This is a genomic window from Aeromonas sp. FDAARGOS 1418 (genome assembly GCF_019048585.1).
Classification (GTDB): Bacteria; Pseudomonadota; Gammaproteobacteria; order Enterobacterales; family Aeromonadaceae; genus Aeromonas; species Aeromonas caviae.
Genome location: NZ_CP077387.1, coordinates 2007731 through 2033366 on the forward strand (window position 1 = coordinate 2007731; position 25636 = coordinate 2033366).

The 25636-nt window shown below is 62.0% G+C and carries 24 protein-coding genes and 1 riboswitch; of the genes, 14 read left to right on the forward strand and 10 right to left on the reverse strand.

Translation table 11 applies throughout. From position 1 onward, the window contains the following. Positions 1-3: 3 nt before the first annotated feature. From I6L48_RS09615 to I6L48_RS09640, 6 genes are all read left to right on the forward strand, one after another. A complete protein-coding gene (locus I6L48_RS09615; protein ID WP_113069854.1) occupies positions 4-1017 on the forward strand; it encodes an ABC transporter permease in 1014 nt (337 codons plus the stop codon). Continuing rightward, on the forward strand, positions 1002-1313 hold the full coding sequence (locus tag I6L48_RS09620) for a DUF2845 domain-containing protein (protein WP_029313965.1): 312 nt from the start codon (positions 1002-1004) through the stop codon (positions 1311-1313). The genes I6L48_RS09615 and I6L48_RS09620 overlap by 16 nt, the downstream gene beginning before the upstream one ends. A 460-nt stretch (positions 1314-1773) precedes the next feature. Further along, on the forward strand, positions 1774-2793 hold the full coding sequence (locus I6L48_RS09625) for an amino acid ABC transporter substrate-binding protein (RefSeq protein ID WP_042015020.1): 1020 nt from the start codon (positions 1774-1776) through the stop codon (positions 2791-2793). 62 nt (positions 2794-2855) lie between these two features. Further along, positions 2856-4043 (forward strand): amino acid ABC transporter permease, encoded by a 1188-nt coding sequence (locus tag I6L48_RS09630; RefSeq protein WP_225159791.1) that lies wholly within the window; start codon positions 2856-2858, stop codon positions 4041-4043. Positions 4044-4052: 9 nt separating this feature from the next. Beyond that, a complete protein-coding gene (locus I6L48_RS09635) occupies positions 4053-5147 on the forward strand; it encodes an amino acid ABC transporter permease (RefSeq protein ID WP_010673484.1) in 1095 nt (364 codons plus the stop codon). A gap of 13 nt (positions 5148-5160) precedes the next feature. Continuing rightward, a complete protein-coding gene (locus I6L48_RS09640) occupies positions 5161-5904 on the forward strand; it encodes an amino acid ABC transporter ATP-binding protein (RefSeq protein ID WP_010673485.1) in 744 nt (247 codons plus the stop codon). A 95-nt stretch (positions 5905-5999) separates the two neighbouring features. Here the strand turns inward: I6L48_RS09640 and I6L48_RS09645 are convergent, their stop codons facing one another. After that, positions 6000-6215: a DUF1107 family protein gene (locus tag I6L48_RS09645; protein WP_010673486.1), complete on the reverse strand. Its 216-nt coding sequence runs from the start codon at positions 6213-6215 to the stop codon at positions 6000-6002. 177 nt (positions 6216-6392) lie between these two features. Between I6L48_RS09645 and yfcD the strand changes: the two genes are divergently transcribed. The 3 genes from yfcD (at position 6393) to I6L48_RS09660 (ending at position 8599) form a co-directional block, all read left to right on the forward strand. Next, positions 6393-6923 (forward strand): NUDIX hydrolase YfcD, encoded by a 531-nt coding sequence (gene yfcD / locus I6L48_RS09650; RefSeq protein WP_102948786.1) that lies wholly within the window; start codon positions 6393-6395, stop codon positions 6921-6923. A gap of 112 nt (positions 6924-7035) precedes the next feature. Beyond that, a complete protein-coding gene (locus tag I6L48_RS09655) occupies positions 7036-7506 on the forward strand; it encodes a peroxiredoxin (RefSeq protein ID WP_113069855.1) in 471 nt (156 codons plus the stop codon). A gap of 124 nt (positions 7507-7630) precedes the next feature. Then, on the forward strand, positions 7631-8599 hold the full coding sequence (locus tag I6L48_RS09660) for a calcium/sodium antiporter (protein ID WP_113069856.1): 969 nt from the start codon (positions 7631-7633) through the stop codon (positions 8597-8599). Positions 8600-8664: 65 nt separating this feature from the next. Here the strand turns inward: I6L48_RS09660 and I6L48_RS09665 are convergent, their stop codons facing one another. Beyond that, on the reverse strand, positions 8665-9813 hold the full coding sequence (locus I6L48_RS09665; RefSeq protein ID WP_113069857.1) for a type III PLP-dependent enzyme: 1149 nt from the start codon (positions 9811-9813) through the stop codon (positions 8665-8667). A gap of 507 nt (positions 9814-10320) precedes the next feature. Next, positions 10321-10431: riboswitch (glycine riboswitch) on the forward strand. Positions 10432-10538: 107 nt separating this feature from the next. Between I6L48_RS09665 and I6L48_RS09670 the strand changes: the two genes are divergently transcribed. Then, positions 10539-11915, forward strand: coding sequence for a sodium:alanine symporter family protein (locus I6L48_RS09670; protein WP_216988004.1), 1377 nt, complete (start codon positions 10539-10541; stop codon positions 11913-11915). Positions 11916-12116: 201 nt separating this feature from the next. On the opposite strand, the gene I6L48_RS09675 is transcribed toward I6L48_RS09670, so the two are convergent. Both I6L48_RS09675 and I6L48_RS09680 read right to left on the reverse strand, forming a co-directional pair. Next, entirely contained in the window at positions 12117-12830 is a 714-nt protein-coding gene (locus I6L48_RS09675) for a protein ligase (RefSeq protein WP_113069859.1), read from the reverse strand. 100 nt (positions 12831-12930) lie between these two features. Further along, positions 12931-14328 (reverse strand): nucleobase:cation symporter-2 family protein, encoded by a 1398-nt coding sequence (locus tag I6L48_RS09680; protein WP_041213345.1) that lies wholly within the window; start codon positions 14326-14328, stop codon positions 12931-12933. A gap of 243 nt (positions 14329-14571) precedes the next feature. Between I6L48_RS09680 and I6L48_RS09685 the strand changes: the two genes are divergently transcribed. Continuing rightward, complete coding sequence (locus tag I6L48_RS09685) at positions 14572-15711, forward strand: diguanylate cyclase (protein ID WP_113069860.1); 1140 nt, start codon at positions 14572-14574, stop codon at positions 15709-15711. Positions 15712-15741: 30 nt separating this feature from the next. Here the strand turns inward: I6L48_RS09685 and I6L48_RS09690 are convergent, their stop codons facing one another. Further along, complete coding sequence (locus I6L48_RS09690) at positions 15742-15990, reverse strand: YciN family protein (RefSeq protein ID WP_010673495.1); 249 nt, start codon at positions 15988-15990, stop codon at positions 15742-15744. 151 nt (positions 15991-16141) lie between these two features. After that, the gene (locus I6L48_RS09695; protein ID WP_029313969.1) at positions 16142-17521 is read right to left on the reverse strand and encodes an MATE family efflux transporter; all 1380 of its coding nucleotides are present in this window, start codon (positions 17519-17521) and stop codon (positions 16142-16144) included. A gap of 120 nt (positions 17522-17641) precedes the next feature. Here I6L48_RS09695 and I6L48_RS09700 point away from each other — a divergent pair, with 120 nt between their 5' ends. Both I6L48_RS09700 and I6L48_RS09705 read left to right on the forward strand, forming a co-directional pair. After that, positions 17642-18499: an AraC family transcriptional regulator gene (locus I6L48_RS09700; RefSeq protein ID WP_162726164.1), complete on the forward strand. Its 858-nt coding sequence runs from the start codon at positions 17642-17644 to the stop codon at positions 18497-18499. Between the two features lie 55 nt (positions 18500-18554). Further along, positions 18555-20249, forward strand: coding sequence for an NAD-dependent malic enzyme (locus I6L48_RS09705; protein ID WP_039039301.1), 1695 nt, complete (start codon positions 18555-18557; stop codon positions 20247-20249). Between the two features lie 74 nt (positions 20250-20323). Here I6L48_RS09705 and I6L48_RS09710 read toward each other — a convergent pair whose 3' ends face one another. The 4 genes from I6L48_RS09710 to I6L48_RS09725 all read right to left on the reverse strand — a co-directional run bounded on the left by I6L48_RS09710 (position 20324) and on the right by I6L48_RS09725 (position 24927). Beyond that, positions 20324-21382, reverse strand: a complete 1059-nt coding sequence (locus I6L48_RS09710) for an OmpA family protein (RefSeq protein ID WP_201922307.1) — start codon at positions 21380-21382, stop codon at positions 20324-20326. 219 nt (positions 21383-21601) lie between these two features. Beyond that, positions 21602-22603: a porin OmpA gene (gene ompA / locus I6L48_RS09715; RefSeq protein ID WP_039039303.1), complete on the reverse strand. Its 1002-nt coding sequence runs from the start codon at positions 22601-22603 to the stop codon at positions 21602-21604. Positions 22604-23014: 411 nt separating this feature from the next. Continuing rightward, the gene (gene ompA, locus I6L48_RS09720) at positions 23015-24034 is read right to left on the reverse strand and encodes a porin OmpA (protein WP_010673501.1); all 1020 of its coding nucleotides are present in this window, start codon (positions 24032-24034) and stop codon (positions 23015-23017) included. A gap of 305 nt (positions 24035-24339) precedes the next feature. Then, the gene (locus I6L48_RS09725) at positions 24340-24927 is read right to left on the reverse strand and encodes a hypothetical protein (protein ID WP_201922311.1); all 588 of its coding nucleotides are present in this window, start codon (positions 24925-24927) and stop codon (positions 24340-24342) included. A 258-nt stretch (positions 24928-25185) separates the two neighbouring features. On the opposite strand from I6L48_RS09725, the gene I6L48_RS09730 reads away from it, so the two are divergent. After that, entirely contained in the window at positions 25186-25452 is a 267-nt protein-coding gene (locus tag I6L48_RS09730; protein WP_010673503.1) for a DNA-binding transcriptional regulator, read from the forward strand. The last annotated feature ends 184 nt before the right edge of the window (positions 25453-25636 follow it).

Here is a 25636-nt window from a genome sequence, read left to right on the forward strand (position 1 = left end):
ACGATGAAGGGATCCCTCAAGCGCATCGGGGCGCTCTTCTATGCCCGCACCCTCGAGTTCGTACGCGATCGCGCGGCCCTGGTGTGGAACCTGCTTTTCCCGCTCCTGCTGGTCATCGGCTTCTCTCTCATCTTCTCCGGCCCGCCCAAACCGCTGGTGCAGATCGGGGTGGTGGGGGAACTGCCCGCAACCTATGCCCCGCTGCGCGCCGTGCCGCTGCTCAAGATCATCCCCTATGACGACGCGTCGAGAGGCCAGCTCAAGGTGCGTCACCATCAGCTGGACCTGCTGTTCTCACCCGCCGGGGGGCGTTACTGGATAAACCCGGACGCCCCTCAGGGGGCCATGGCCGAGTATCTGCTGCGCCAGGCGGTGCAGGCGCCCTTGCAAAGAGAGACCCTGAGCGGGCGCGCCATCCGCTACGGCGACTGGCTGCTGCCCGGGGTGATCGGCATGAACCTGATGTTCTCCGGCCTGTTCGGGGTCGGGTTCGTCATCGTGCGTTATCGCAAGAACGGGGTGCTGAAACGGCTGCGAGCCACGCCGCTCGGCGCGCTGGAGTTTCTCTTCGCCCAGTTGCTGTCACGGGTGCTGATCACCCTGGTGGTGAGCCTGCTGGTCTTCTGCGCGGCCTACTGGCTGCTGGATGTGCCCCTCATCGGGTCGGGGTGGCTGCTGCTGGTGATCGCCCTGGCGGGAGGAACGGCCATGGCCTCCCTTGGCCTGCTCATCGCCGCTCGCCTGCAGAACGAGGAGCTGGCGAGCGGTTTGCTCAATCTCATCAGCTTGCCCATGATGTTTTTATCCGGTGTCTGGTTCTCGCTGGAAGGCGCGCCCGCCTGGCTGCAGCAGCTTGCGGCCAGGCTGCCCCTCAGCCAGATCATCGAAGCAGCCCGCGCCGTGATGCTGGAAGGGGCGGGATGGCAGGAGGTGGCAGGCCCTCTGGGTCAGGTCATGGTGTTCGCCCTGGTGTGCATCTCGCTGGGAACCATGCTGTTCAAATGGAGTGCAAAATGAAACCTGTTCTGTGGTTGTTGCTGGTGGCCGCCTTGCCTGTGCAGGCAGGCACCCTGCGTTGCAAGAACGCCTTGCTGACCGAGGGAGACACCACGGCAGAGCTGCTGGTTCGCTGCGGCCAGCCGATGCTCAAGGAAGATCTCACCCGCTTCGAGGAGAACGGCTTCGGGGCGAGAGTGACGGTCAAGTATGCCGAGCGCTGGACCTACAACTTCGGCAAGCGGGAATTCATGCAGTTTGTCACCGTCGAAAACGGCGTCATCACCGACATTGCGGATGGTCCACGGGGAGGATGACCTCCTGGTTTTCTGAAGCCCAGCCTGCGGGAGATAAGGTCGCCATTTCCCCGCCTTTTACCTCTTTTTCTGTTGCTTTTCCCTGCCTGTTATCGCCATTTTTCCATATGGGGTCATGCTGCCTCACTCTGGTGCTTTTGGCATAAAACCGAATCTGATGAGTCAGTTGTCAGCAGAAATGGCTGCCCCAATGCGGTGCAGCCGATTTATTTTCGAAAAATAATCCTCATGCCAAGAAGGGTTTTAAGCAGCAGGCTATTTGGCAAATAAGGGTCTACTTTTGATTCTGAGAGTGCATATTCCCCCGTTCAGATATTTTGTTCTGTTGCACCATGGTTGGGCCGGATTGCACCGATTGACAGGTTTTTCTGCGGCTGGATAAGCTGCCAAAAAGCAGGGAAACGATGGCATCTCGCTAGATTTTGATGCCTGTTCGAATCAAACCACAGGGAAGAGTGACATGAAGCAGATACACAAGGCAGGTATGGTGATGGCGCTGTCGCTGATGGCAGCCAATGCGTGGGCGGACGGTACGCTGGATGCCGTCAAGAAGAAGGGATTCGTGCAGTGCGGGGTCGGTGACGGCCTGCCCGGGTTCTCCAACCCGGATGCCAAGGGAACCTGGACCGGGCTCGACGTGGACGTGTGCCGCGCCGTGGCCGCCGCCGTGCTGGGGGATGCCGGCAAGGTCAAGTATGTCTCCCTCACCGCCAAGGAGCGCTTTACCGCCCTGCAGTCCGGGGAGGTGGATCTGCTCTCGCGCAATACCACCTGGACCCTGACCCGGGATGGGTCGCTGGGCCTCACGTTCGCCGGGGTGAACTACTACGACGGGCAGGGGTTCCTGGTCAAGCAGTCCCTCGGGGTCAAGAGCGCCAAGGAGCTTGACGGTGCCGCCGTCTGTATCCAGTCCGGTACCACTACCGAGCTCAACCTGGCCGACTATTTCCGCGCCAATGGCGGCATGAAGTACACCCCAGTGGTGTTCGATACCTCGGATCAGACCGTCAAGGGCTTCGAAGCCGGCCGCTGTGACGTGCTGACCTCGGATCAGTCCCAGCTCTATGCCCTCAAGATCAAGCTCACCAAGCCAGAGGAAGCCGTGGTGCTGCCGGAGGTCATCTCCAAGGAGCCGCTGGGCCCAGCCGTGCGTCAGGGTGACGATCAGTGGTTCAAGGTGGTGCGCTGGAGCCTCAACGCCATGCTCAATGCCGAGGAGGCCGGGGTCACCTCTGCCAACGTGGACGAGATGCTCAAGTCCACCAACCCTGACATCCGTCGTCTGCTGGGGCTGGAAGAGCCCAAAGGGACTGTGCTGGGGCTGGATGACAAATGGGCCTACAACATCGTCAAACAGGTCGGCAACTACGGTGAATCCTTCGATCGCAACGTCGGTGCCGGCTCCCCCCTCAAGATTGATCGCGGCATCAATGCCCTCTGGAACAAGGGCGGTCTGATGTACGCGCCACCCATCCGCTGAGTCGACAGTCACCGGGGGGCCTGGCCCCCCATGTTTTCCCTGGCTTTGTCGGAGTCATCCTCATGGCGTTACACGCATCAAACCATAGGAAAGAACAGGGCCGCTGGTGGTATGACGCCAAGGTGCGGGCGCTGTTCTTCCAGTGCCTGGCCATCGCGGCGGTTATCGGGTTTCTGTTCTACATCGTCAACAATGCCCTGACCAATCTGGCCACCCGTGGCATCACCACAGGCTTTGATTTTCTGGGCAATACGGCCGGTTTCGGCATCTTGCAGAGCCTCATCCCCTACGACGAGACCTATACCTTCGGTCGCACCTTCGTGGTGGGCCTGCTCAACACCCTGCTGGTCTCCGTGCTCGGCATCCTGTTTGCCACCCTGCTCGGGTTCGCACTCGGGGTCGCGCGCCTGTCGCGCAACTGGCTGGTGGCCAAGATAGCGGCCGTCTACATAGAGACGTTTCGCAACATCCCGCTGCTGCTGCAGATCTTCTTCTGGTACTTCTCGGTGCTGCGTACCCTGCCTTCCCCGCGTCAGAGCGTGGATATAGGTGGGCTCGCCTTCCTCAACGTGCGTGGCTTCTATCTGCCCAAGCCCCTGTTCGAAGAGGGATTCGGCTACGTGCTTTGGGCACTGGTGCTGGCGGTGCTGCTGAGCTGGGGGCTGGGCCGCTGGGCTCGCCGCCGTCAGGCCCTGACCGGCAGGATCTTCCCGTTCTGGCGCTGTGTGGCCGCCCTGGTCATGCTGCTCCCGGGTATCACCTTCCTGCTGGCGGGCAGCCCGCTTAGCTGGAGCGTGCCTGCGCTGCAAGGGTTCAACTTCCGGGGCGGGCTGACGGTGCTGCCGGAGCTCGCGGCCCTCTTGCTGGCGCTCACCATCTATACGGCGGCCTTCATCGCCGAGATAGTGCGATCCGGCATCCTGGCCATCAGCAAGGGTCAGACTGAGGCGGCTTCCGCCCTCGGGCTCTCGCCCACCAAGACGCTGCGGCTGGTGATCATTCCCCAGGCCATGCGGGTCATCATCCCTCCCTTGACCAGCCAATATCTGAACCTCACCAAGAACTCCTCGCTGGCTACGGCCATCGGCTACCCGGACCTGGTGTCGGTCTTCATGGGCACCACCCTCAACCAGACAGGGCAGGCCATCGAGGTCATCGCCATGACCATGGGGGTCTATCTCGTCATCAGTATCACCACCTCGGTGCTGATGAACATCTACAACCGCAGAATGACGCTGGTTGAGCGCTAGGGAGCTGTCATGTTCGTGAATGAATTGCAGGAGGCGCTGCCGCCTCCCAACCACCGTCGGGGGCCGCTCGCCTGGATCAGGCAGAACCTTTTCCCCAACTGGTGGAACGGCCTGCTGACCCTGGTGCTGGCCTATCTGTTGCTGCCACTCATCTGGTCTGCACTGGACTGGGCGCTGTTCTCGGCCACCTGGCAGGGGAGCAGCCGCGAGGCTTGCGTCCAGGGCGGTGCCTGCTGGATCTTCATCGAGAGCCGGCTGGGGCAGTATCTCTATGGCTTCTACCCGGCTGATCAGTACTGGCGCATCAACCTGACCTTCGCCGGTCTGGCGGCGCTGCTGGCCTTGCTCATCTGGCCAAAGACCCCGCGCAAGGGGTGGCTGGCGCTCTTCACCCTACTGGTGTTCCCTGTCATCGCCTTCTTCCTCATCCATGGGGGAGCGGGACTGGAGGTGGTGGAAACGAACCGCTGGGGCGGGCTGATGCTCACCCTGGTGCTGGCGGTGGTGGGCATAGTGGTAGCACTGCCGTTCGGCATCCTGCTGGCACTGGGGCGCCGCTCCCACATGCCGGTCATCTCCAGCCTCTGTACCGTCTACATCGAGTTCTGGCGGGCGGTGCCGCTCATTACTGTGCTCTTCATGGCGTCCGTCATGCTGCCACTGTTCATGAGTACCGAGGTGGAGCTCGACAAGCTGCTGCGGGCGCTCATCGGCATCATCCTGTTCCAGGCGGCCTATGTGGCCGAGGTGGTGAGAGGGGGGCTGCAGGCGATCCCCAAGGGGCAATATGAGGCGGGGGATGCCCTCGGGCTCTCCTACTGGAAGGTGATGGGCCTCATCATCATGCCCCAGGCCCTCAAGATCACCATTCCTTCCCTGGTGAACACCTTTATTTCCCTGTTCAAGGACACCAGCCTGGTGCTGATCATCGGGCTGTTCGATCTGCTGGCCATCTCCAAGGTGGCACTGGCGGATCCGGCCTGGCTGGGGTATTCCACCGAAGCTTATGTCTTTATCGCCATGATCTTCTGGATGTTCTGTTTTGGCATGTCCCGCTACTCCATCTATCTGGAGCGCAAACTCAACACGGGCCACAAGCATTAGGAGTCGTTCTGATATGAAAACGGACGCAGTTGTCGAACTGAAAGAGGTCAACAAGTGGTACGGTGAGTTTCACGTGCTGCGCAACATCAACCTGCAGGTGGGCAGAGGGGAGAAGATCGTCATCTGCGGACCATCGGGGTCGGGCAAGTCCACCATGATCCGCTGCATCAACCGGCTGGAAGAGCACCAGAGCGGAGACATCCTGGTAAAGGGCACGGCCCTGACCTCGGATCTCAAGAACATCGAGACGGTGCGCCGGGAGGTGGGCATGGTGTTCCAGCACTTCAACCTCTTCCCCCACCTGACCGTGCTGGAGAACTGCTGCCTGGCGCCCATCTGGGTCAAGCAGTTGCCGCGCAAGGAGGCCGAGGAGATCGCCATGAACTTCCTGCGCCGGGTGCGGATCCCCGAACAGGCGCTCAAGTATCCGGGGCAGCTCTCCGGTGGCCAGCAGCAGCGGGTCGCCATCGCCCGCAGTCTCTGCATGAATCCCCAGGTCATGCTGTTTGACGAGCCGACGTCTGCGCTGGATCCCGAGATGGTGCGGGAAGTGCTGGATGTGATGGTGGAGCTGGCCCACGAGGGGATGACCATGCTCTGCGTCACCCACGAGATGGGGTTTGCCAAGCAGGTGGCGGACAGGGTGATCTTCATGGACCGGGGGCAAATCATCGAAGAGAACGTGCCGGATCAGTTCTTTGACAACCCCCAGTCCGATCGGACCAAGCTCTTCCTCTCCCAGATCCTGCAGCACTGAGGCAGGGCACAACCTTCAGAAAAACAGCCCGCACGCTCGAATGAGCGGCGGGCAAATGTGTACATGGAAGTCGACGACAGACAGAAAGGAGTATGTCAGCCCGGCAACAGGGTGGTGGTGCGCAGATCGCGCACGGCCAGGTTGATCTGCCGGGCCAGGCTCAGCGCCTGATGACAGCTCAACGGCTTCACATCGATGATCCCCCCTTGAAACTCAAACCGCCCCAGTGCTTCAACCATGAAACTTCCATGATGGAAGCTCTTGATATAGCGAGCAATTCGACGGGGAGACCACTGCTTGAACACCTTCATGGCAAGAGACCCTGTTGTTTGGACAGGGCACACTATGCCGACGGACCGTGACACTGATGTGACACTTGATAAAGATTTGTATGAATCTGTCTTGTGATCGACTGGCGTGCAGCTCCGGCGTTGAAAAAGTAGTGAGAGTCCGGGTCCGGGGCCCGATATACTGCGGCCATTGCAGACATGACAAAGGTGCCGCACGTGGAGTGGGTGGACATAGTAGACGAGCAGGACAGGGTGATCGGGGTGGCCGAGCGCGCCAGGGTGCGTCAGGAAAACCTGCGCCATCGTGCCAGCTACATCCTGGTGCTGGATGAGGGTGAGCGCATCCTGGTGCAGCGGCGCACCCCGAGCAAGGATTTTTGCCCCGGCATGCTGGATGCCTGCGCCGGTGGCGTGGTGACCACGGGGGAGGCCATGGCCCTTTCCGCCCGGCGGGAGCTGGCCGAGGAGCTGGGGATCCGCGACGTGCCCCTGCAGGATTACGGCACATTCTATGCCGAAGGGGAGGCGAGCGGCAGCCGCTACCGGGTCTGGGGCGGCCTGTTCAGCTGTCACTATCAGGGGCCGCTGCAACTGCAGGCCGAAGAGGTGAGCGAGGTGCACTGGATGAGCCTGGGCGAGATAGCCGATCGGGCGGACGAGTTCACGCCCGACTCCCTGCTCGCCATCGCCACCTGGCAGGCAAGGCGCCTGCCATCAGGCCAGAAATAGGGGCGACAGGCGTTCGCTCCCCAATCGCGTTGTTGCTGCTCGATGGACCCCTTCGCCTTCTGGTGGAATGGGGTAGACTGGGCCTCTTTGAACCACAGAAGGATGCGTCATCATGATCACGGTCGGTCAATCCCTGCCCGCAGGGGAATTTACCTTTATCACCGCCGAGGGCAAGCAGGTGAAGGATACCCAGGCCCTGTTTGCCGGCAAGCGGGTGGTGCTCTTTGCGGTGCCCGGCGCCTTCACCCCCACCTGCTCCAACGCTCACCTGCCGGGCTACGTGGTGCTGGCCGATCAGTTCAGGGCCAAGGGGGTGGAACTGTGCTGTCTGTCGGTCAACGATGCCTTCGTGATGAAGGCGTGGCAGGAGGCCCAGAACGCCGCTGACATCACCATGCTGGCGGACGGTGACGGCAGCTGGACCCGGGCACTGGGTCTGGCCAAGGAGACCGGCGCCTTCGGCGGCGTGCGGGCCCAGCGTTTTGCCCTCATCGCCAACGATGGTGTGGTGGAGCGGCTCTTCGTGGAGGTGCCAGGCAAGTTCGAGGTATCGGATGCCCAGAGCCTGCTGGCGGCGCTGTGAAAGATTAATCGGTGTTTGATTACACCTTGAAATAGCAAGCGGCCCCGTTACACTGAGGCCGCGTTTGGATGGAGCCAGGCAACTTGCCTGGCTCTCGTGTTTGCCGTGGATGAGATAGAACAATATGACCCTGGCTTTTGTTGCCCTGATTGCCGGACTGGCGTTGCTGGTCTGGAGTGCCGACAAGTTCGTGGACGGCGCCGCCGCCACCGCCCGTTACGCCGGTATGCCGCCGCTGCTGATCGGCATGGTGATCATCGGTTTTGGTACCTCGGCCCCCGAGATGGTGGTCTCCGCGCTGGCGGCCTCCCAGGGCAATCCCGGGCTCGCGCTCGGCAATGCCTATGGCTCCAACATCACCAATATTGCCCTGATCCTGGGTCTGACCGCCCTGATCAGCCCCATCGCCGTCGCCTCCCAGGTGGTGCGCAAGGAGATCCCCATCCTGCTCGGCATCACCCTGCTCTCCGGCGCCCTGCTCATCGACGGCCATCTGGGCCGTATGGACGCCGCCATTCTGGGGGCCGTGTTCGCAGTGCTGATGGGCTGGTCCATCTGGGCCGGCATGAACGGCAAGGGGGATGCGCTGGATACGGATACCGAGGAGGACATCGTCTCCGAGGGTATGTCTCTCAAGAGCGCCATCCTCTGGCTCATCGTCGGCCTGGTGCTGCTGATCGGGGCTTCCCGTCTGCTGGTGTGGGGGGCGGTGACCATCGCCCAGGGCTTTGGCATCAGCGATCTGGTGATTGGCCTGACCATAGTCGCGGTGGGGACCTCCCTGCCGGAGCTGGCATCGTCCCTTATCGCCATCCGCAAGAACGAGCACGATCTGGCCCTTGGCAACGTGCTGGGTTCCAACCTGTTCAACACCCTGGCCGTGGTGGGCATCGCCGCTGGCATCCACCCGCTCGAGGTGGCGCCCGAAGTGCTTTCCCGCGACTGGAGCATCATGATGGGGCTGACCCTGTTGCTGCTGGTGATGTGTCTGGGCCGCAAGGGGCAGGGGCGCATCAACCGGCTGGAGGGGGGCGTGCTGCTCGCCTGCTTCGTCGCCTACACTGGCTGGCTGCTGACGAGCCAGTTCATCTAGTCTGGTGATGAAATGAAAGAGGGGACGCCGCGGCGTCCCCTCTTTTTTGTGCGCGGGGCCTGGTCTCAGGCCACGGCAACCAGCTTCTGCTTCTGGGTGCTGTCCAGGATCAGGATGCTCGCCTTGGGGAAGAAGTTGAAGGTGGACGCGGAGGCCCAGGTGTAGGCCCCCATCACCCGACCCACCACCAGCTCGCCGATCTCGAGATCCGGCAGCATGATGCTGTCGCGGATGACGTCCACGCTGTCGCAGGTGGGGCCGGAGAGCACCGCATTGTGCAGTTCGCCGTGGGCATAGGGCGTGCTCACCGGGTAGGTGACGTGGTCGTAGAGCTGGCCGTTGTAGCTGCCGTAGAGACCGTCATCCAGGTAGTACCAGATCTTGTCGCCGCGGTGGGCCTTGCCCATCACGCTGGAGACCGAGGTCATGGCCGGCGCGCTGATGAAACGGCCCGGCTCGGCAATCTTCTGCACCGTGGCGGGCAGCTTGGCCAGGGCCTCGCGGATCGGTGCGCAGAAACCGTCGATGTCGAACTCGCCGCCGTCATAGTCCACCGGAAAGCCGCCGCCGATATCCAGCACCCAGGGCTTGAGCCCGAGCTCCCAGGCCTGCTCCATGATCTCGCGGCAGGCGTCGATGGCCTGCACGTGGCGACGGGCGTGGGGCACCTGGGAGCCGACGTGGAACGACAGCCCCATCACCTTGATCCCCTTGGCCTGGGCCAGTTGCAGCAACGGCAGTGCCTGCTCCGGGGTACAGCCGAACTTCTTGGAAAGATCGACCTTGGTCTCGGGGTTGGGGAAGCTGACCCGCAGCAGCAGTTTCACTTCATCCTTGTAGGGCAGGAACTTTTCCAGCTCCAGCGGGTTGTCATAGACAAACACGGTGCAGCCGAATTCCAGGGCATAACGGATGTCGCTGTCACGCTTGATGGGATGGGTATGGATGCAGCGTCCCGGGCGAACCCCTTGGCTGCGCACCAGATCCACTTCGCCATTGGTGGCCAGATCGAAACAGGCCCCCTCTTCCTTCAAGACAGAGACCACCGCCTCGTGGGGCAGGGGCTTGAGTGCATAATGCAAGCGCACATCGGGCAGGGCGGCCGCCAAGGCCCGATACTGTTTGCGGACGGCTGCCTTGTCGAGCAGCAGCAGGGGGGAGCCGAATTGTTCAACCAACTGACGGTAATCTTGTGCGACCAGGGTCTCGTTCATTCTCTTTTGATAGTCCTTAGGGGGCGTGATATGCCCAAGCCATATGCGATTGAACCGGCGACGGCCGGCTCAGGCGAGCGGTCCGGAGGGACCCACCAGGCACATTGCATAACTCCCTTGCAAAGTGCTTAGTTATGCGCGGGATTATCGGCTTATTGAGTTTGTGTGCAAGCATTTTGATTGGATATGTCGGCAAGTTTTTCTGGTCGAGACGAAACAGGCTCTTGATACGGGGAGCGATCAGGGCCGTGATGGGGAGCACCTCCGAAGGGAGCTTGATAAGCTGTTGATAGTTAACGAACTAATAACATCAGGCCCGGGGGTTGCAGCCAGGTAAAAAAGGGGGCGCCGGGGCCAGGGAGTGCGAGACAGCTCACATTTTTTGGATTACCATGCCCGCTTCCTGATCCAAACTAGTTCGGATGAAGGTAGCAGGAGAGCGATGGGCAACCATCCACCGAAGAAGTGAATCTTTCAGGTACCGGGCAACCGGTGTGGACTGCTACTGGACGATACTCTGGAGAGACCCGTTGAATCGGGCGCCGAAGGAGCAAGGCACCGTGATTGCATCGCAATCTGGCGCCGGAAACTCTCAGGCAAAAGGACAGAGGGGATGGGATGGTTGTACCTGGGCTTGGCCCGCATCCGATCGCCTCTGGTTGATCGCGACACCTATGGGAAGATCATCCTTCTCCTCCTTAATCGTTGTTTTTTAAGGAGGATGCATGTCATCAATTCAATCGGCGCTCGCCGCCATCGATAGCTTTATCTGGGGTCCCCCCCTGCTGATCCTGCTGGTCGGGACCGGTATCTATCTCACCTGGCGATTGGGTCTGCTTCAGATCGTGCGTTTGCCGCTGGCCCTCAAGCTGGTCTTTGGCCGCGATCAGGGGCAGGGCAAGCAGGGGGATGTTTCCAGCTTTGGTGCCCTGTGCACCGCCCTCTCCGCCACCATCGGCACCGGCAACATCGTCGGGGTCGCCACCGCCATCAAGCTGGGCGGCCCCGGCGCCCTGTTCTGGATGTGGATGGCCGCCCTGTTCGGCATGGCCACCAAGTACGCCGAGTGCCTGCTGGCGGTGAAATATCGCCAGCAGGACGCCAACGGCCAGATGGCGGGTGGCCCCATGTACTATCTGGAGAAGGGGCTCGGCTCCAAGCCGCTCGCCAAGCTGTTTGCCCTGTTCGGCATCGGCGTCGCCTTCTTCGGCATCGGTACCTTCCCCCAGGTCAACGCCATCAGTGATGCCATGAGCCTCTCCTTCTCGGTACCCCGTGAAGTGACCGCCGTGGTGCTGACCCTGATCGTGGCGCTGGTGACCCTGGGGGGTATCCAGTCCATCTCCAGCGTGTCGAGCAAGGTGGTGCCCTTCATGGCCATCTTCTACATCGTCGCCTGTGCCGGGGTGCTGGTGAACAATGCAGGCGCCCTGCCCGATGCGGTCATGCTGGTGATCGGGAGCGCCTTCACCGGCCATGCGGCCACCGGCGGTTTCGTCGGCGCCGGCATCATGCTGGCGATCCAGTCCGGGGTGGCGCGCGGGGTCTTCTCCAACGAGTCGGGTCTGGGCTCGGCCCCCATCGCGGCGGCGGCGGCCAAGACCGATTCCTGCGTGGAGCAGGGGCTGGTATCCATGACCGGCACCTTCATCGACACCCTCATCATCTGCACCATGACCGGCCTGACGCTGGTGGTGACCGGGGTGTGGAGCGGCGATGCGAGCGGTGCGGCCATGACCAGTCTGGCTTTTGCCCAGGGGCTGGATGCCCATGTGGGCCAGTATCTGGTGAGCATCGGCCTCCTGTTCTTCGCCTTTACCACCATCCTTGGCTGGAACTACTACGGCGAGCGCTGCACCGAGTACCTGTTCGGGGTGAAGGCGATCAAACCCTACCGCCTCATCTATCTGGTGCTGGTGGCGAGCGGTGCCTTCCTCCATCTGGACCTGATCTGGCTCTTGGCCGACATCGTCAACGGCCTGATGGCGGTGCCCAACCTCATCGGCCTCATCGGCCTGCGCCACGTGGTGATTGCCGAGACCCGCGCCTACTTCAGTCGGGACCGGGATACGGAAGCCGAGCCCGAGCCGCAGACGGCCTGATGAGAAGCGGGCCTGCGGGAAGTCCTGTCAGCGGGCCCCTGTCCATGGCGTCAACCGGGATCCGGGCTGGGATGGCAAAACCCGGGGCTTGATCCCGGCTCCTCTGACAATATCTGTGCGAAATACGCAAAAGCCACGACGCTCATCGTGGCTTTTTTGCATTTTACGCAATGAATATCGACGCTTGTTGCCCCCAGGGGGTCAGGGGGAGGGAATATCTCCGGTGAGCCGCTGCGCCAGCGCCCTGCTCACCCGGCTCACCAGGGCCGCCTCATCCCCCTGCCAGCCAATGGCGTGGGCCAGGGTGGTGGAGGTGCCCGGAGCAAAGCGCAGCTCGCCCCCGGCCAGTTCGTAGAAGCGGCTCGCCATCCGGGTGCCCTCGTCCACATCCCCCGCCACCAGCAGCATGGCCTGGGCCAGCACGGCGCCGTCGTGATCCCGGCCCGGCGCCAGCCAGCGCTGGGCGGTGCCGGTCACCTTGCGCCCCCCGATCACCAGGTTGTACTGGCCGTCGCAAAACGAGCCGGGCACGAAGTCGTAGCTGCCCGCAAGACCGTACTCCTCCAGCAGGGCGAGCAGGGGCGCCCCCAGCAGCCGGTAGTAATGGGCCAGATCCGTGGTGGTGCGGGGCAGCATAAGGGAGAGGTTGAGGATGCCGGCGCCGTGGGGCACGGCGGTGCCGCCGCTGTCGCGCACGAACACCGGCCAGCCCTCGGCGGCAAGCTGTTCGCAGGCGGCCTGGTAGCGGGGCAAACGGGTGTCCTTGCGGGTGACGATGAGGCATTGGGGGCCCTGCCAGAGGAGGGCCCTGGGCTCGCCGTCACCGGCGCACTCCCGCAGCCAGCGCTGCTCCTCGGCCAGGATCTGGTCGGGTGTCTGGTGGGCGAGCGGCGGGGGCTGCAGGGTATAAGGCATGAAAGGCATCCTTTGGCAGAGGCTGCCAAGCACAGTACGCGCGGGGGCAAACAAGGTAAAGCCCCGCATGGCGGGGCTTTGGTGCAAGGATGGCGGAGTGTCAGGCCTGTGCGGCGGCGCGCCTGGGCAGCAGCAGATTGAGCAGGATGGCGGTGAGGCCGCCGGTGGCGACGCCGTAGGAGAGCACGCTCCTGGCCAGCTCCGGCAGGTGTTGCAGCACCTCGGGCACCTGGGCCACTCCGAGACCCATGGCGAGCGACACCGCCAGGATCATCAGGGCGCGGCGGTCCAGCTCCTCGCGGGAGATGATGCGCACCCCGGCGGCGGCGATGGTGCCGAACATGACGATGGTGGCGCCGCCGAGCACGGGTTCAGGTATTTGTTGCACCAGGCTCGCCACCGCCGGGAACAGGCCGAGCAGGGCCAGCATGGCGGCGATGAAGAGGCCGACATGGCGGCTGGCCACCCCGGTCAGCTGGATGACGCCGTTGTTCTGGGCGAAGGTGGACATGGGGAAGGTGGAGAAGACCGCCGCCAGCATGGAGTTGGCGCCGTCGGCCAGCACGCCCCCCTTGATCCGCGCCATGTAGACCGGCCCTTCCAGCGGCTCGCCGGAGATGTCGGAGGTGGCGGTCATGTCGCCGATGGCCTCCAGCGCCGTCACCACGAAGATGATGGCGAGCGGCACGAACAGCTGCCAGTCAAAGCCGAGTCCGTAGTGGAGCGGAACAGGGACCATCAGCAGGGGGCCGTCGAAGGTGGGGGCTGCCACCTTGCCCAGCAGCAGCGCCACTGCATAGCCCGCCAGCATGGCGATCATGATGGCGGAGAGGCGCAGCCAGGGGTTGCGACTGCGCTGCATCAGCACGATGAGGCCGAGCACCAGCAGGGAGAGAAAGAGGTTGGTGTGGCTGGCGAAGCTGCCGTCCGCCAGCGCGCCATAGCCGCCCCCCATGCTGATGAGCCCTACCTTGATGAGGGTCAGGCCGATGAGCAATACCACGATGCCGGTCACCAGCGGGGTGATGATCCGTTTGACCAGGTGCAGGAAGCGGCTCATGACGACGATGGTGAGGGCCGCTGCCAGCATGGTGCCGAACAGGGTGCCCAGCAGATCGTCGGTGGGCATGGCCGCCTGCTTGAGGGCGAGGCCGGAGGCGATGATGGGACCGAGGAAGTTGAAGCTGGTGCCCTGTACCGAGAGCAGGCCGGAACCGAGGGGGCCGAAACGGCGGGTCTGGATGAAGGAGGCGATGCCGGACATGACCAGGGACATGGAGACGATGTAGCGGGTGTCGTCGGCGGGGAGGCCGAGGGCATTGGCGATGATGAGGGGCGGGGTGATGATGGCGACAAACATGGCGAGCATATGCTGCAGGGCGGCGAACAGGGTCTGGGGCAGGGGTGGGACATCCTCGATGCCGTAGACCAGTTCGCTGTGGGCTCGCCTGGGGGGATGGGCCTCTCGGATGGCGCTTGGGGCGGCAGCCTGTTCCATAAATACCTCGAATGTGTGGGGGGATGGGAGAAAATTGGGCGCTATTTTAGTGATTGGCATCGCGCTTTCCAGCGCTAATTGAGCGCAAACTCGTTTATTTCTCGATGGGTTGAAACGTTTTCCTGTGGCGATTAAGATCCGCCGGTTTGTGTGAGACCGATCCCTCACAAAGGGGAGGGAGGCTGATGCATCAGGATGGGGACGGTGTAGAATGAGCCCTCGGTTCGAAGATGGAGACTCTGGATGCTGAAGCTGTCGGAGTTCTGGAGTGCCCGCGCCCACTCCGAAGATTTTACCCTGACCCGGATGGGCTTCATGACGGTGCGGCTGCGGCTGCTCACCTGTCTGCTGATGGCGGGGCTCCCGAGCTGGGCCCTGGTGGACTGGCTGACCCTGCCAGCCATCCAGTTCGAGGCACTGTTCCAGGTCAGGATCTTCTGCCTGCTGGCCCTCTCGCCCCTCATCCCCCTCTCCTATCTCATCCACTTCAAGCGCGAGCGCATGAAGCTGGCGCTGGGCTACCTGATGGCGGTGATGATGCTCTTCTCCCTCATCTGCCTGCACAGCTTCGGCGCGGATCAGGAGATGCAGGCGGGCTACATGGCCTTCCCCTATCTGCTCATCAGCCTGTTCGCCATCTTCCCCATTCCCCTCTCCCTCAGCCTGCAACTGGCGGGGGGCATTCTGGCCACCATGCTGGCGGGCAACTGGCTGCTGGTGGGCCAGCCTCTCTGGAGCGTGCAGACCCTCAACCAGGTCTGGCTGCTGGGGCTCTTTGCCATCGCCAGCGCCTGGGTGCAGTGCGGCCAGCTCAACATGCTGCTGCAACTCTATCGGGAATCCACCACGGACGAGCTGACCGGCATGATGAACCGCCGCCTGCTGATGAAGCAGCTCGAGAAGGCGAGGGCCGCCATGATCCGTAAACAGGCCCCCTTCGCGGTGCTGCTGCTGGATCTGGACCGCTTCAAGCGCATCAACGACACCTTCGGCCATCTGGCGGGGGATGCGGTGCTCAAGGAGGTGGCGGCCACCCTGTCGGAGCAGCTGGAGCCCGGCATGGTGCTCGGGCGTTACGGCGGGGAGGAGTTTGCCATCCTGTTGCCCGGTTGCACGGATCTGGTACAGGCCAAGCGGGTGGCGGAGCGGCTGCGGGTCGCGGTGGAGGCGCGGTTGGTGAAAAGCCCCACCTCCGACGAGCTGCTGGAGGTGACGGTGAGCATCGGTCTGACCCTGGCCCAGCGTGGCGAGGGGGTGGAGGATCTGCTCAACCGGGCAGACGAGTGCCTCTACATGGCCAAGATGGCGGGTCGCAACTGCGTGGTGGCCGAGGCAGGGAAACCCGCGGGCGATGCAGGGCGCACAAAAACGGATGCCGCCTGAGGGCGGCATCCGGTGATGACGGGGCAGGCGTCAGGCCAGGGTGTATTTGCCGGAGAGCTGCTGGGCCAGCAGCTTGAACATGTTGAACACCGCCATGGTCTTGCCGGTCGGGGTGCCGTCCTCTGCCAGGAAGAACTCCCCCTTGAACACCAGTATGTCCCCCTTCTGCTCCACCGAGTCGGCGCGCATGCCGTGGATGAAGTCCTCGTGTTCACGAATGATCTTGTTGGCCATCTCCAGCAGGGCAGTCTCGGTGATCCGCTCTTTTTGTGGTTGCATGCTCGTCTCCTTAAACGACTACTGGGCAGGGGCACAAGGGTCGGCATGGCCGGCGCACCCCGCCTCTGATTGAAGAGGGGGCCAGCATACTGCAAAGCGGGATTTTCTGTCATTGATATGACCCCGCATTTTCCCGCTTTGCGCTCTTCCCTTATCCCAGCACCAGATTGCGCAGCCAGCGCCGCTGGCGAATGCGGCGCTGCACCAGCAGCACCTTGGAGAGCTCCTCCAGCAGGACCACCGCCACCACCCAGGAGAGGGGCCAGCCCAACAGGCTGACCGCCACCCAGGCCAGCGGCAGGCCGATGCACCACATGCCGACGATGTCGATGAAGATGCTGTAGTTGACGTCCCCCCCCGAGCGCAGTACCCCGACGATCCCCACCATGTTGAACACCTTGAGCAGCATGCCCAGACACAGGATGGCGAGCACCTGGCCGGCCTCAGTCATCAGCTCGCCCGGCAGGTTGCCGACCCATTGCAGCAGGCTGCCCTGCATCAGCCAGACGGCGGTCCCCACCAGCAGGGCGCCGACGGGGGCCAGCAGAAGGAAGAGCTGGGAGTGCTGCCAGGCCTCGTCATACTCCTCGGCCCCGAGCCGGTGACCGAGCAGGGTGGAGCAGGCCACCGCCAGCCCGAAGAAGAGGGAGATGAGGATGCTCTCCAGCGTGCCGAGGGTGGTCATGATGGCCAGGGCGTCGGTGCCGAGGTGCGCGTAGAGGAAGCCGTAGAGCAGCATGCCGAAGGCCCAGAGCCCGTCGTGCAGCAACAGCGGCAGGGCGATCAGGGTGAAGCGCACCACCTCCTTGCGTCTGAAGGCGGCGAGCCAGTCTTGCTTGCGCGGGATGAGACGGGGCTCGGCACGCCACACATAGGCAAGCAGCAGCGCGGTCTGGAGCAGGCGCGAAAGGGTGGTGCCCCAGGCGGAACCGGCTACTCCCATGGCCTCGGCGCCGAAATGGCCGAAGATGAGGGCATAGTTGAGGATGACGTTGGCGATGATGGCGATGATGCCGATGCGGGTCGGCGCCGCGGCATTGCCCACCGAGCGCAGGGCCGACTCCAGGGGCACCACCACGGCGGTGCAGAGGATGGTGGCGCCGGTGATCATCAGGAACTCGTCGGCCAGCTCGCGCAGCGCGGGCTCCTGGCTGGCAAACCCGAGCACGCTGCCCGGTGAGAACACATAGACGAGGGCAAAGGGCAGGCTCACCGCCAGGGCGCCCACCAGGGCCAGGGCCAGGGAGCGGCGCACCCCGGCCATCTCGCCACGGCCGAAATATTGTGCCGCCAACACCGAGACCCCGCCCGAGAGCCCCGCTATCACCAGCAGATTGAAGAAGAAGACCCGGTTGCCCAAGCCGACCGCCGCCACAGCCGTGGTGCCGAGCTGGCTCACCATCATGATGTCGATGAGGCCGAGCAGGGAGAACATCATGGATTGCAGCGAAACCGGCAGGGCCAGTCGCCACAGTCGCGTCATGAACTCGCGATCGGTGGTTTGTTTTAAAATCGCTTGCCAATAATTCATTTATGTTAACCGGGTTGGTAAAAATCAGGGTTTGTCGTGGGTATGATAGGGGTGATATCGGGAGGCTTCACTGTGAGCCCCTCTCGGCTTTCTTGTGCAAAACTATCCTGTTGAGGTGCTATGCCATTTATCAACGAGTGTCTGGAAATCGCCCCGGCCTGCGAAGAGCGGATGCTGGGGCGCGAAGGGCTGCCCCTGCTTGGGGAGGCGGGCGTCTTCCTGACCGGCCTCTCGACGATACGGGAGCACTACCTTATCCGCCGCAACCGACCGGAGTTTCACATCCTGATGGTGAGCCATGACGAGGGGGGCGCCCTGCTCACCGATGGCGGGGAGCAGCCCATCCCGGCGGGAGCCCTGGTCTTTCTCCCGGCCGCCGTGCCGGGGGGCCTCAGGCTGGTGGGGGAAGCCTGGCATACCAGCTGGATCCTGCTGGACGACGTGCCGCGCTGGCAGCATCTGCACCGACTTGGTCATCGCATCTGGCAGGGGGAGGAGGGGGAGCAGCTCTATCACCTGCTCAGCCTGATGCAGGGGGAGGGAATACGTTCGCCGCTCCAGCCCCAGCTGCTGAGCCTGTTGCTGGCGCTCTTGGAGCGGACCCTGCAGGGGGAGGTGCGCGGCACGCCGGAGCTGCGGCTACAGGCGCTGTTTCGGCGGGTGGAGGCACGTCTGGACGAGCCCTGGAGCGTGGCCCTGCTGGCTGATCAGATGGCCTGCTCGGTACCCCATCTGCACCGGCTCTGTCAGCAGGTGTTCGGCATGGGCCCCATGGCCTGGCTCACCGGGCTTCGCATGAACAAGGCGCGCCAGTTGCTGCTCTACACCAACTGGCCGCTGGCCGAGCTGGCGGCCCGGGTCGGATACAGCGACGGCGCCAACTTTGCCAACCGTTTTCGCCGCCTGACGGGTCAGACTCCGGGGGCCTTTCGTCGACTGGGTCGCAAACCTTTCGCAAGGGAGGTGCAAACCCTTTGAAATTGTTGGCTCAAGCCCATAGGATCGACGGGCCACACAGTCAAGGTACAGATCCATGTTTGAAGATAATAATCAGAAACGTCCCCTCTACATTCCCTACGCAGGTCCAGCCCTGCTGGAGACGCCGTTGCTCAACAAGGGCAGCGCCTTCACCAGCGAAGAACGCAGCAGCTTCAATCTGGAGGGTCTGCTGCCCCAGAACATCGAAACCATCGAAGAGCAGGCAGAGCGTGCCTATCGCCAGTTCATGGCGTTTGGCAACGACATGGACAAGCACATCTATTTGCGCAACATCCAGGATACCAACGAAACGCTCTTCTACCGCCTGCTGAACAACCACCTCACCGAAATGCTGCCGGTCATCTACACCCCGACGGTCGGCAAGGCGTGCGAGGAGTTCTCCAACATCTATCGCCGCGCCCGTGGCCTCTTTATCTCCTATCCGGACAAGGACAGGATCGATGACATGCTGCAAAACGCCACCAAGCAGAACGTCAAGGTGATCGTGGTCACCGATGGCGAACGCATCCTGGGCCTCGGGGATCAGGGCATCGGCGGCATGGGCATTCCCATCGGCAAGCTCTCCCTCTACACCGCCTGTGGCGGCATCTCCCCGGCCTACTGCCTGCCGGTGGTGCTGGATGTGGGCACCAACAACCAGCAGCTGCTGAACGACCCCTTCTACATGGGGTGGCGCCATCCGCGCATCTCCGGCGAAGAGTACGACGAGTTCGTCGACGCCTTCATCCAGGCGGTCAAGCGCCGCTGGCCGGACATCCTGCTGCAGTTCGAGGATTTCGCCCAGGGCAATGCCACCCCGCTGCTCAACCGCTACAAGGATGAGCTGTGCTGCTTCAACGATGACATTCAGGGGACCGCCGCGGTGACCCTGGGCAGCCTCATCGCCGCCTGCAAGGCCTCCGGTGCCAAACTCTCCGAGAAGCGGGTCGCCTTCCTCGGGGCAGGCAGTGCCGGGTGTGGCATCGCCGAGCAGATCGTGGCGCAGATGAAGGCCGAAGGGCTGACCGACGCCGAGGCGCGGGGCCGGGTCTTCATGGTGGACCGATTCGGTCTCATCACCGACAAGATCCCCAACCAGCTCGACTTCCAGCGCAAGCTCTCCCAGCCGGTCGAGCGGATCAAGGAGTGGCCGGTGGGGGACAACATCTCCCTGCTGGAGGTGATGGAGCACGGTCGCCCGGACATCCTGATCGGGGTCTCCGGCCAGCCCGGCCTCTTCACCGAAGAGGTGGTCAAGACCATGCACAAACACTGTGCCCGTCCCATCATCTTCCCGCTCTCCAACCCCACTTCCCGGGTGGAAGCCACCCCGGCGGATCTCATTCGCTGGACCGACGGCCAGGTGCTGGTCGCCACCGGCAGCCCGTTCGCACCGGTGGAGTACAAGGGCAAGCGCTACGTCATCGCCCAGTGCAACAACTCCTTCATCTTCCCGGGGATCGGCCTTGGGGTGATCGCCTCCGGTGCCAACCGGGTGACCGATGCCATGCTGATGTCGGCCAGCCGTGCCCTAGCGGATTGTTCACCCCTGGTGAAGGGGGAAGAGGGCTCCTTGCTGCCGGATCTGGCGGACATCCATCAGGTCTCCCGCTACATCGCCAAGATGGTGGCCAAGACCGCCATGTTGCAGGGCAAGGCGGTGCAGACCCCCGATGATGTGATCGATCAGGCCATCGAGGCGAACTTCTGGCGTCCCGAGTACCGCCGCTATCGTCGTACTTCCTTCTGATCCCAAGGGGACAGACATGCAGAAGGGATGCCTCGGCATCCCTTTTTTGTGCACGGCAGTGAAGGAAGAGGAGGTTATTGTGCCGGTTGCTCGGCGGGGGCAGGCTCGGCAGGATTGCTGACGCCGGTGACCCGGATTTCGACCCGGCGATCCGGGGCCAGGCAGTCGATGAGGGCAGCCCTGGCCTTGATGGCATCACACTGGGTGCCGGTGACCGGGTTGCTCTCGCCGTTGCCCTGGATGCTCACCTTGTCGGCGGGCAGCCCCTTGCCAATCAGGAAGTTGGCGACCGTGCTTGCACGGGCCTCCGACAGTGCCTGGTTGTTGGCATCCGAGCCGATGCGGTCGGTGTAGCCCATCACCACGGCGTTGCCATCCTTGGGTTTGACGTCGACGATCTGCTGGTAGAGGGCGTCGAGTGCCTGCATCCCCTCCGGTTTGAGCTCCGCCTTGCCAAAGGCAAACAGCACATCCGAACTCAGGTTGAAGGTTTGATCCACCGGCTCGGGAGCCGGGGGCGGCGGTGCCACGACCAGAGGCGCGGCCACCGGCACTGCGGCGACGGTGCGATTGGGGTGAAGCACCAGCTCGATGGTGGCGGTACTGATGTCGCTGACCCAGCGTTTGGTACCGCTGCCCACCTTGTCGTTGTCAGGATCGTCCCCGACTCGCACCATGTAGCGGTAGCGGGTCTGGATGTCTACCCAGTCGCTCAGTCTGGCGGTCAGGCCCAGACCCGCCAGGGGAGCCAGGTTGTCATCTCCCCCGTTGACGGAGTCGACGTGATAGAGATAACCGCCCCCTTCGGCAAAGACAGAGAAGATGTCCCCCAGGGGCAAGCGGCCAATGACCGACAGGGTTGCCCCCTTGCTGTTGAAGTCCTGGCCGGCGATATCCCAGTCACCGGTGGAGAGGTAACCGAGTTCGGTCCCCAGGTTCTCGTTGTAGTTGTAGCCGACAAAGGCGTTGATGGCGGTCGCGTCCTTGCCGACGTCCTTGCTGAAATCATCGATGTCATGGGCAAAGGCCCAGCCACCCCCAGCCCCCACATACCAGTCGTGAACAGGTGCCGCCTGGGCGGCACTCGTCGCCAATGCCAATGCAATCCACACAGGTTTCAGTCTTATGTTCATCGCGTATCCTCGTCGATGTTGGGTGTTATAGGGCTCCCAGCCCTTTGCTATGTATAGCCAACATTATGTATAGGCGATGTGAGCGCATTAACCATTTAAGTGACGCATCTGTATGGAAAATCGGTGAGACAGGCAGGTGGGCTGCCCGCGCTGGCGGTGCCGTCCGGGCATTAAAAAAGGGGCCGGAATGGCCCCTTTTTGCAACAGGTGGTTGTCCCCTTATTGCTGCACTTCCTGTACGCCGGTGACGCGCACTTCGACGCGGCGATCCGGTGCCAGGCAGGCGATCAGCTGAGCCTTGGCCTTGATGCCGTCACACTGGGTACCGGTGACCGGGTTGGCTTCACCACGACCTTCGATGGATACCTTGCCAGCCGGCAGACCCTTGCCAACCAGGAAGTCGGCCACGGTGCGGGCACGGGCTTCAGACAGCTTCAGGTTGTAGGCATCGGAGCCGATGCGGTCGGTGTAACCCACCACCACGGCGCTGCCATCTTTCGGCTGGACGTCGACGATCTGCTGATACAGGGTGTTGAGCGCAGCAGCCCCTTCCGGCTTCAGGGTGGATTTGCCGAAGGCAAACAGCACGTCCGAACTCAGGGAGAAGTTCTTGTCGACCATGACGGGCTCGGGAACCGGCTCGGGAGCCGGTGCCGGGGCCGGTGCCACATAGGTGGTGCGGTTCGGGTGCATCACCAGTTCCAGGGTGGCGACGCTCATGTCGGTTTTCCAGGTTTTCTGATCGTCACCCAGATCCCACATGTAGCGGTAGCGGGCCTGCAGGTCGATAAGGTCGGAGAGCTTGGCAGTCAGACCCAGACCCGCCAGCGGCGAGGTGCCGTTGTCGCTCTGGCCGTTGCCGTTGACGTGGTTGAAGTAGGCACCCCCTTCGGCGAAGACGGAGAAGATGTCATTCATGGGCAGGCGTGCGATACCGGACAGGGTGGCACCCTGGGTTTTGAAGTCGACGCCATCGACGCCAGCCTTGCCGGCATAGAGATAGCCGAGCTCGGCGGCAAAGTTCTCGGTGAAGTTGTAACCGCCGAACAGGGAGAGCGCGGTGGCGTCCTTGTCAGCATCCTGGCCAAAGGTATCCAGGTCGTGGCCATAGGCCCAACCTGCACCCATACCCGTGTACCAGTCGTCGGCCGCCTGAGCGGTGGTGGTTCCCATGGCTGCAATGGCCAGAGCAATCAGGGTTGGTGCCATTTTCATTTTCATCGTTTTATCCTCGTTGAGTTGCCGTGCTATGGGCGTACTGCGCACTCTTTGTTATACCGGTCGCAGATGACACTTCATGTGCGACACCGTGAGCGAATCACGGACGGCTTGAATAAAAAATGGATGGAAACCTGGATTCTCATGAAGCTGTTTCTCCATGGACAACTAACCGGGCACTGAGCACTTTTAATAGTTCATCCAATGTCTTACAAGCGTTGCTACTGTATTCTTTTGAATCAGCGTGATCAAGTTTCTGCACAGATATGCAGCGCCGATACCGGTGTCGCGGGGCCGCAATACGGGGGTAAAGGGGAGAAAGGTGAGACAGAGAGTGTCGCTGGGGGGAGGAGAGAGACAGCAAAAGGGGATGCCGTGGCATCCCCTTTTTTACGTTACCTGAGCGAAGTCAGATTACTTTTGAACTTCTTGTACGCCGGATACGCGAACTTCTACGCGACGGTCCGGAGCCAGGCAGGAGATCAGCTGAGCCTTGGCCTTGACGCCGTCACACTTGGTGCCGGTGACCGGGTTGGCTTCGCCGCGACCTTCGATGGCAACCTTGCTGGCAGCCATACCCTTGCTGACCAGGAAGTTGGCAACGGTGCGGGCACGAGCTTCAGACAGCTTCTGGTTGTAAGCGTCGGAACCGATACGGTCGGTGTAACCAACAACAACGGCGTTGCCGTCTTTCGGCTGGAACTCAACGATTTGCTGGTACAGAGCGTTCAGGGCTTGCACACCTTCGGCCTTCAGGCTGTCTTTGCCAAAGGCGAACAGCACGTCGGAGTTCAGGGCGAAGTTCTTCTCAACGATTTGCGGAGCCGGGGCCGGTGCTTCTTCAACAACCGGGGCCGGAGCAGGCGCTACGTAGGAAGTACGGAACGGGTGGTAAACGGCTTCCAGGGTCGCAACGCTCTGGTTGGACTTGTAGCGTACGTTGTCGGCGTGCAGGTCAGCCACGTCCCACATGTAGCGGTAGCGAGCTTGCAGATCCAGCGCGTCGTTGACCTTGTAGGTCACACCGGCACCGGCCAGCGGGGATACTTTGGTATCGCTGGTGCCCAGACCGTCGGTGTGGCCCCAGTAGGCGCCAGCTTCACCGAACAGGGAGAAATCGTTGCCCAGCGGCAGACGAGCGATACCGGACAGGGTGGCACCCTGGCTCTCGTAACGGTTGCCGTCGGTGTTGCCACGGCCGGTGTACTGGTAGCCCAGCTCGGAACCGAAGTATTCGTTGAAGTTGTAACCAACGAAGGCATTGGCAGCAGCCGCATCTTCTTCGCCAACGTTCACGCCTTCGATCTTGTTCAGACCGTTGAAGTGAGTTGCACCAACACCGGCGCCGAAGTAGATGTCGTCAGCGGCGTGAGCTGCAGTTGCACCCATGGTGGCCATAGCGATGGCGATCAGGGAAGGAGCCATTTTCATCATAAAATAATCCTCGTTGAGATGGCACGTTGTTCACGTGCTTCGCACTTTGTAATTTATGTAAGCTGCTGGCTCTGTCGACCAACGACGTTGGTGCGAACAGGGATCCTAGATCCATCCAGGAGGCACGTATCTGGGTGCACAAGTGCGCGGGTTGCACTGTCGACAATGCATACTCCGCCACGAACAGCCGACGTCATTCCGATGACGTGGCGCACTTTATGCCCATTTCAAAACATGATCAAGCTCACAGATAAGGGATGGGGCAAATTGTGTCGTAGGGATAACTGGCTGTTTCTTGGGATTTATTAGTGATCCAAGTAGGCGCGATGCAGTTTCTTCTCAAGCTTCATATAAGCCTCAGCCCAAGCGTGCCGCGGGGTGGCGTCACCCGCCCTGACTGAGAGGACAGCAAGATAGTCTGCCTCGGTTGCTTCGCACAGCAAGGGTGTGAAACTGAGCAAGAAGTGACGGGCGAGGTAGGGATCGAGAGGCCAGATGTTGAGGATGGCCCGCGCCACGGGCTGGACGGCGGTGGAGCAGATGAAGTGCCGATGACCCGCTTCCAGCCATTGGGCCATCTCGGCGAGGCTTTCTTCCGGCACGATGCCGCCATCGCCTTTCTCCCTGGCCAGCGTCATCGTATGACCATTGCCCAGTGCCAGGGTGCCGTTTTCTGCCACGACGCCGTCGTGGCTGCGCAGGGGAAGCGTCGCCTGGCCTTCAAGATAGAGGCTGCAGCTGTCCGGGAGGGCCGCCAGCACGGTGGCGGCGTCCCCCTGCATGGCCATGGGCAGCCAGAACGCTTCGGCCCGGGTCTGCATACCCTGGGCGAGCTGACGGGGGAGGGAGTCCGGGTCGGAATGAAGACGGGAAATGATGCCGGGAAATGCCATGTTGATGACTCTCTTGGAAATAACCGGCGAATTATACGAGGGATGGCCGGGCAACAAGAAAGGTTTCTTTTCGAGACTGTTTACCTGAGGCGACGCAGCGATTACCATCCCCGAGGTTTGTGAAGGGTTGTCGTCGAAAGACGCTGATTATAGATAGAGGCTCGACCATAACGAGTCCGTTCAAAACTGATACACTTGACTACGAGTCGTCGCGAAAAATAAAGGTGGAGTCAATCCGCCGAACGGAGTATGGAACACATGAATTCAAATATCGTAACTGTTGGCAAGAAGATCCGTCAGATCCGCGAAGCGGTAGGCCTGAGCCGTCCCAAGTTTGCCGATCTGCTGGGCGTCCCCCCAACCACCCTGAAGAACTATGAACTGGGTTACCGTGAAGTCGGAGGCGCCTTCCTGGTTGCCCTGGCCCACCACCCCGATCTGCACAAGTTCACCCTCTGGCTGCTGGCTGACAAGAAAGTCGCCGAAATCGGCCAGATCGGTCCGGACGATATTGCCAAGGCTTGATTCGGTTCAACCTTGATAAAAATGCCGCCCTCGAGGCGGCATTTTTTATTTGTCAAAATGGATGATTATTTAATTAAATAATGGGTTGTGTGCGGTCAACGGCGATTTTCACTAAATCATCTTGTCGGGCTGGATTAATCCACGGAACACTCCGACCCTTTTAATTCAGGCGGTGATCCACACA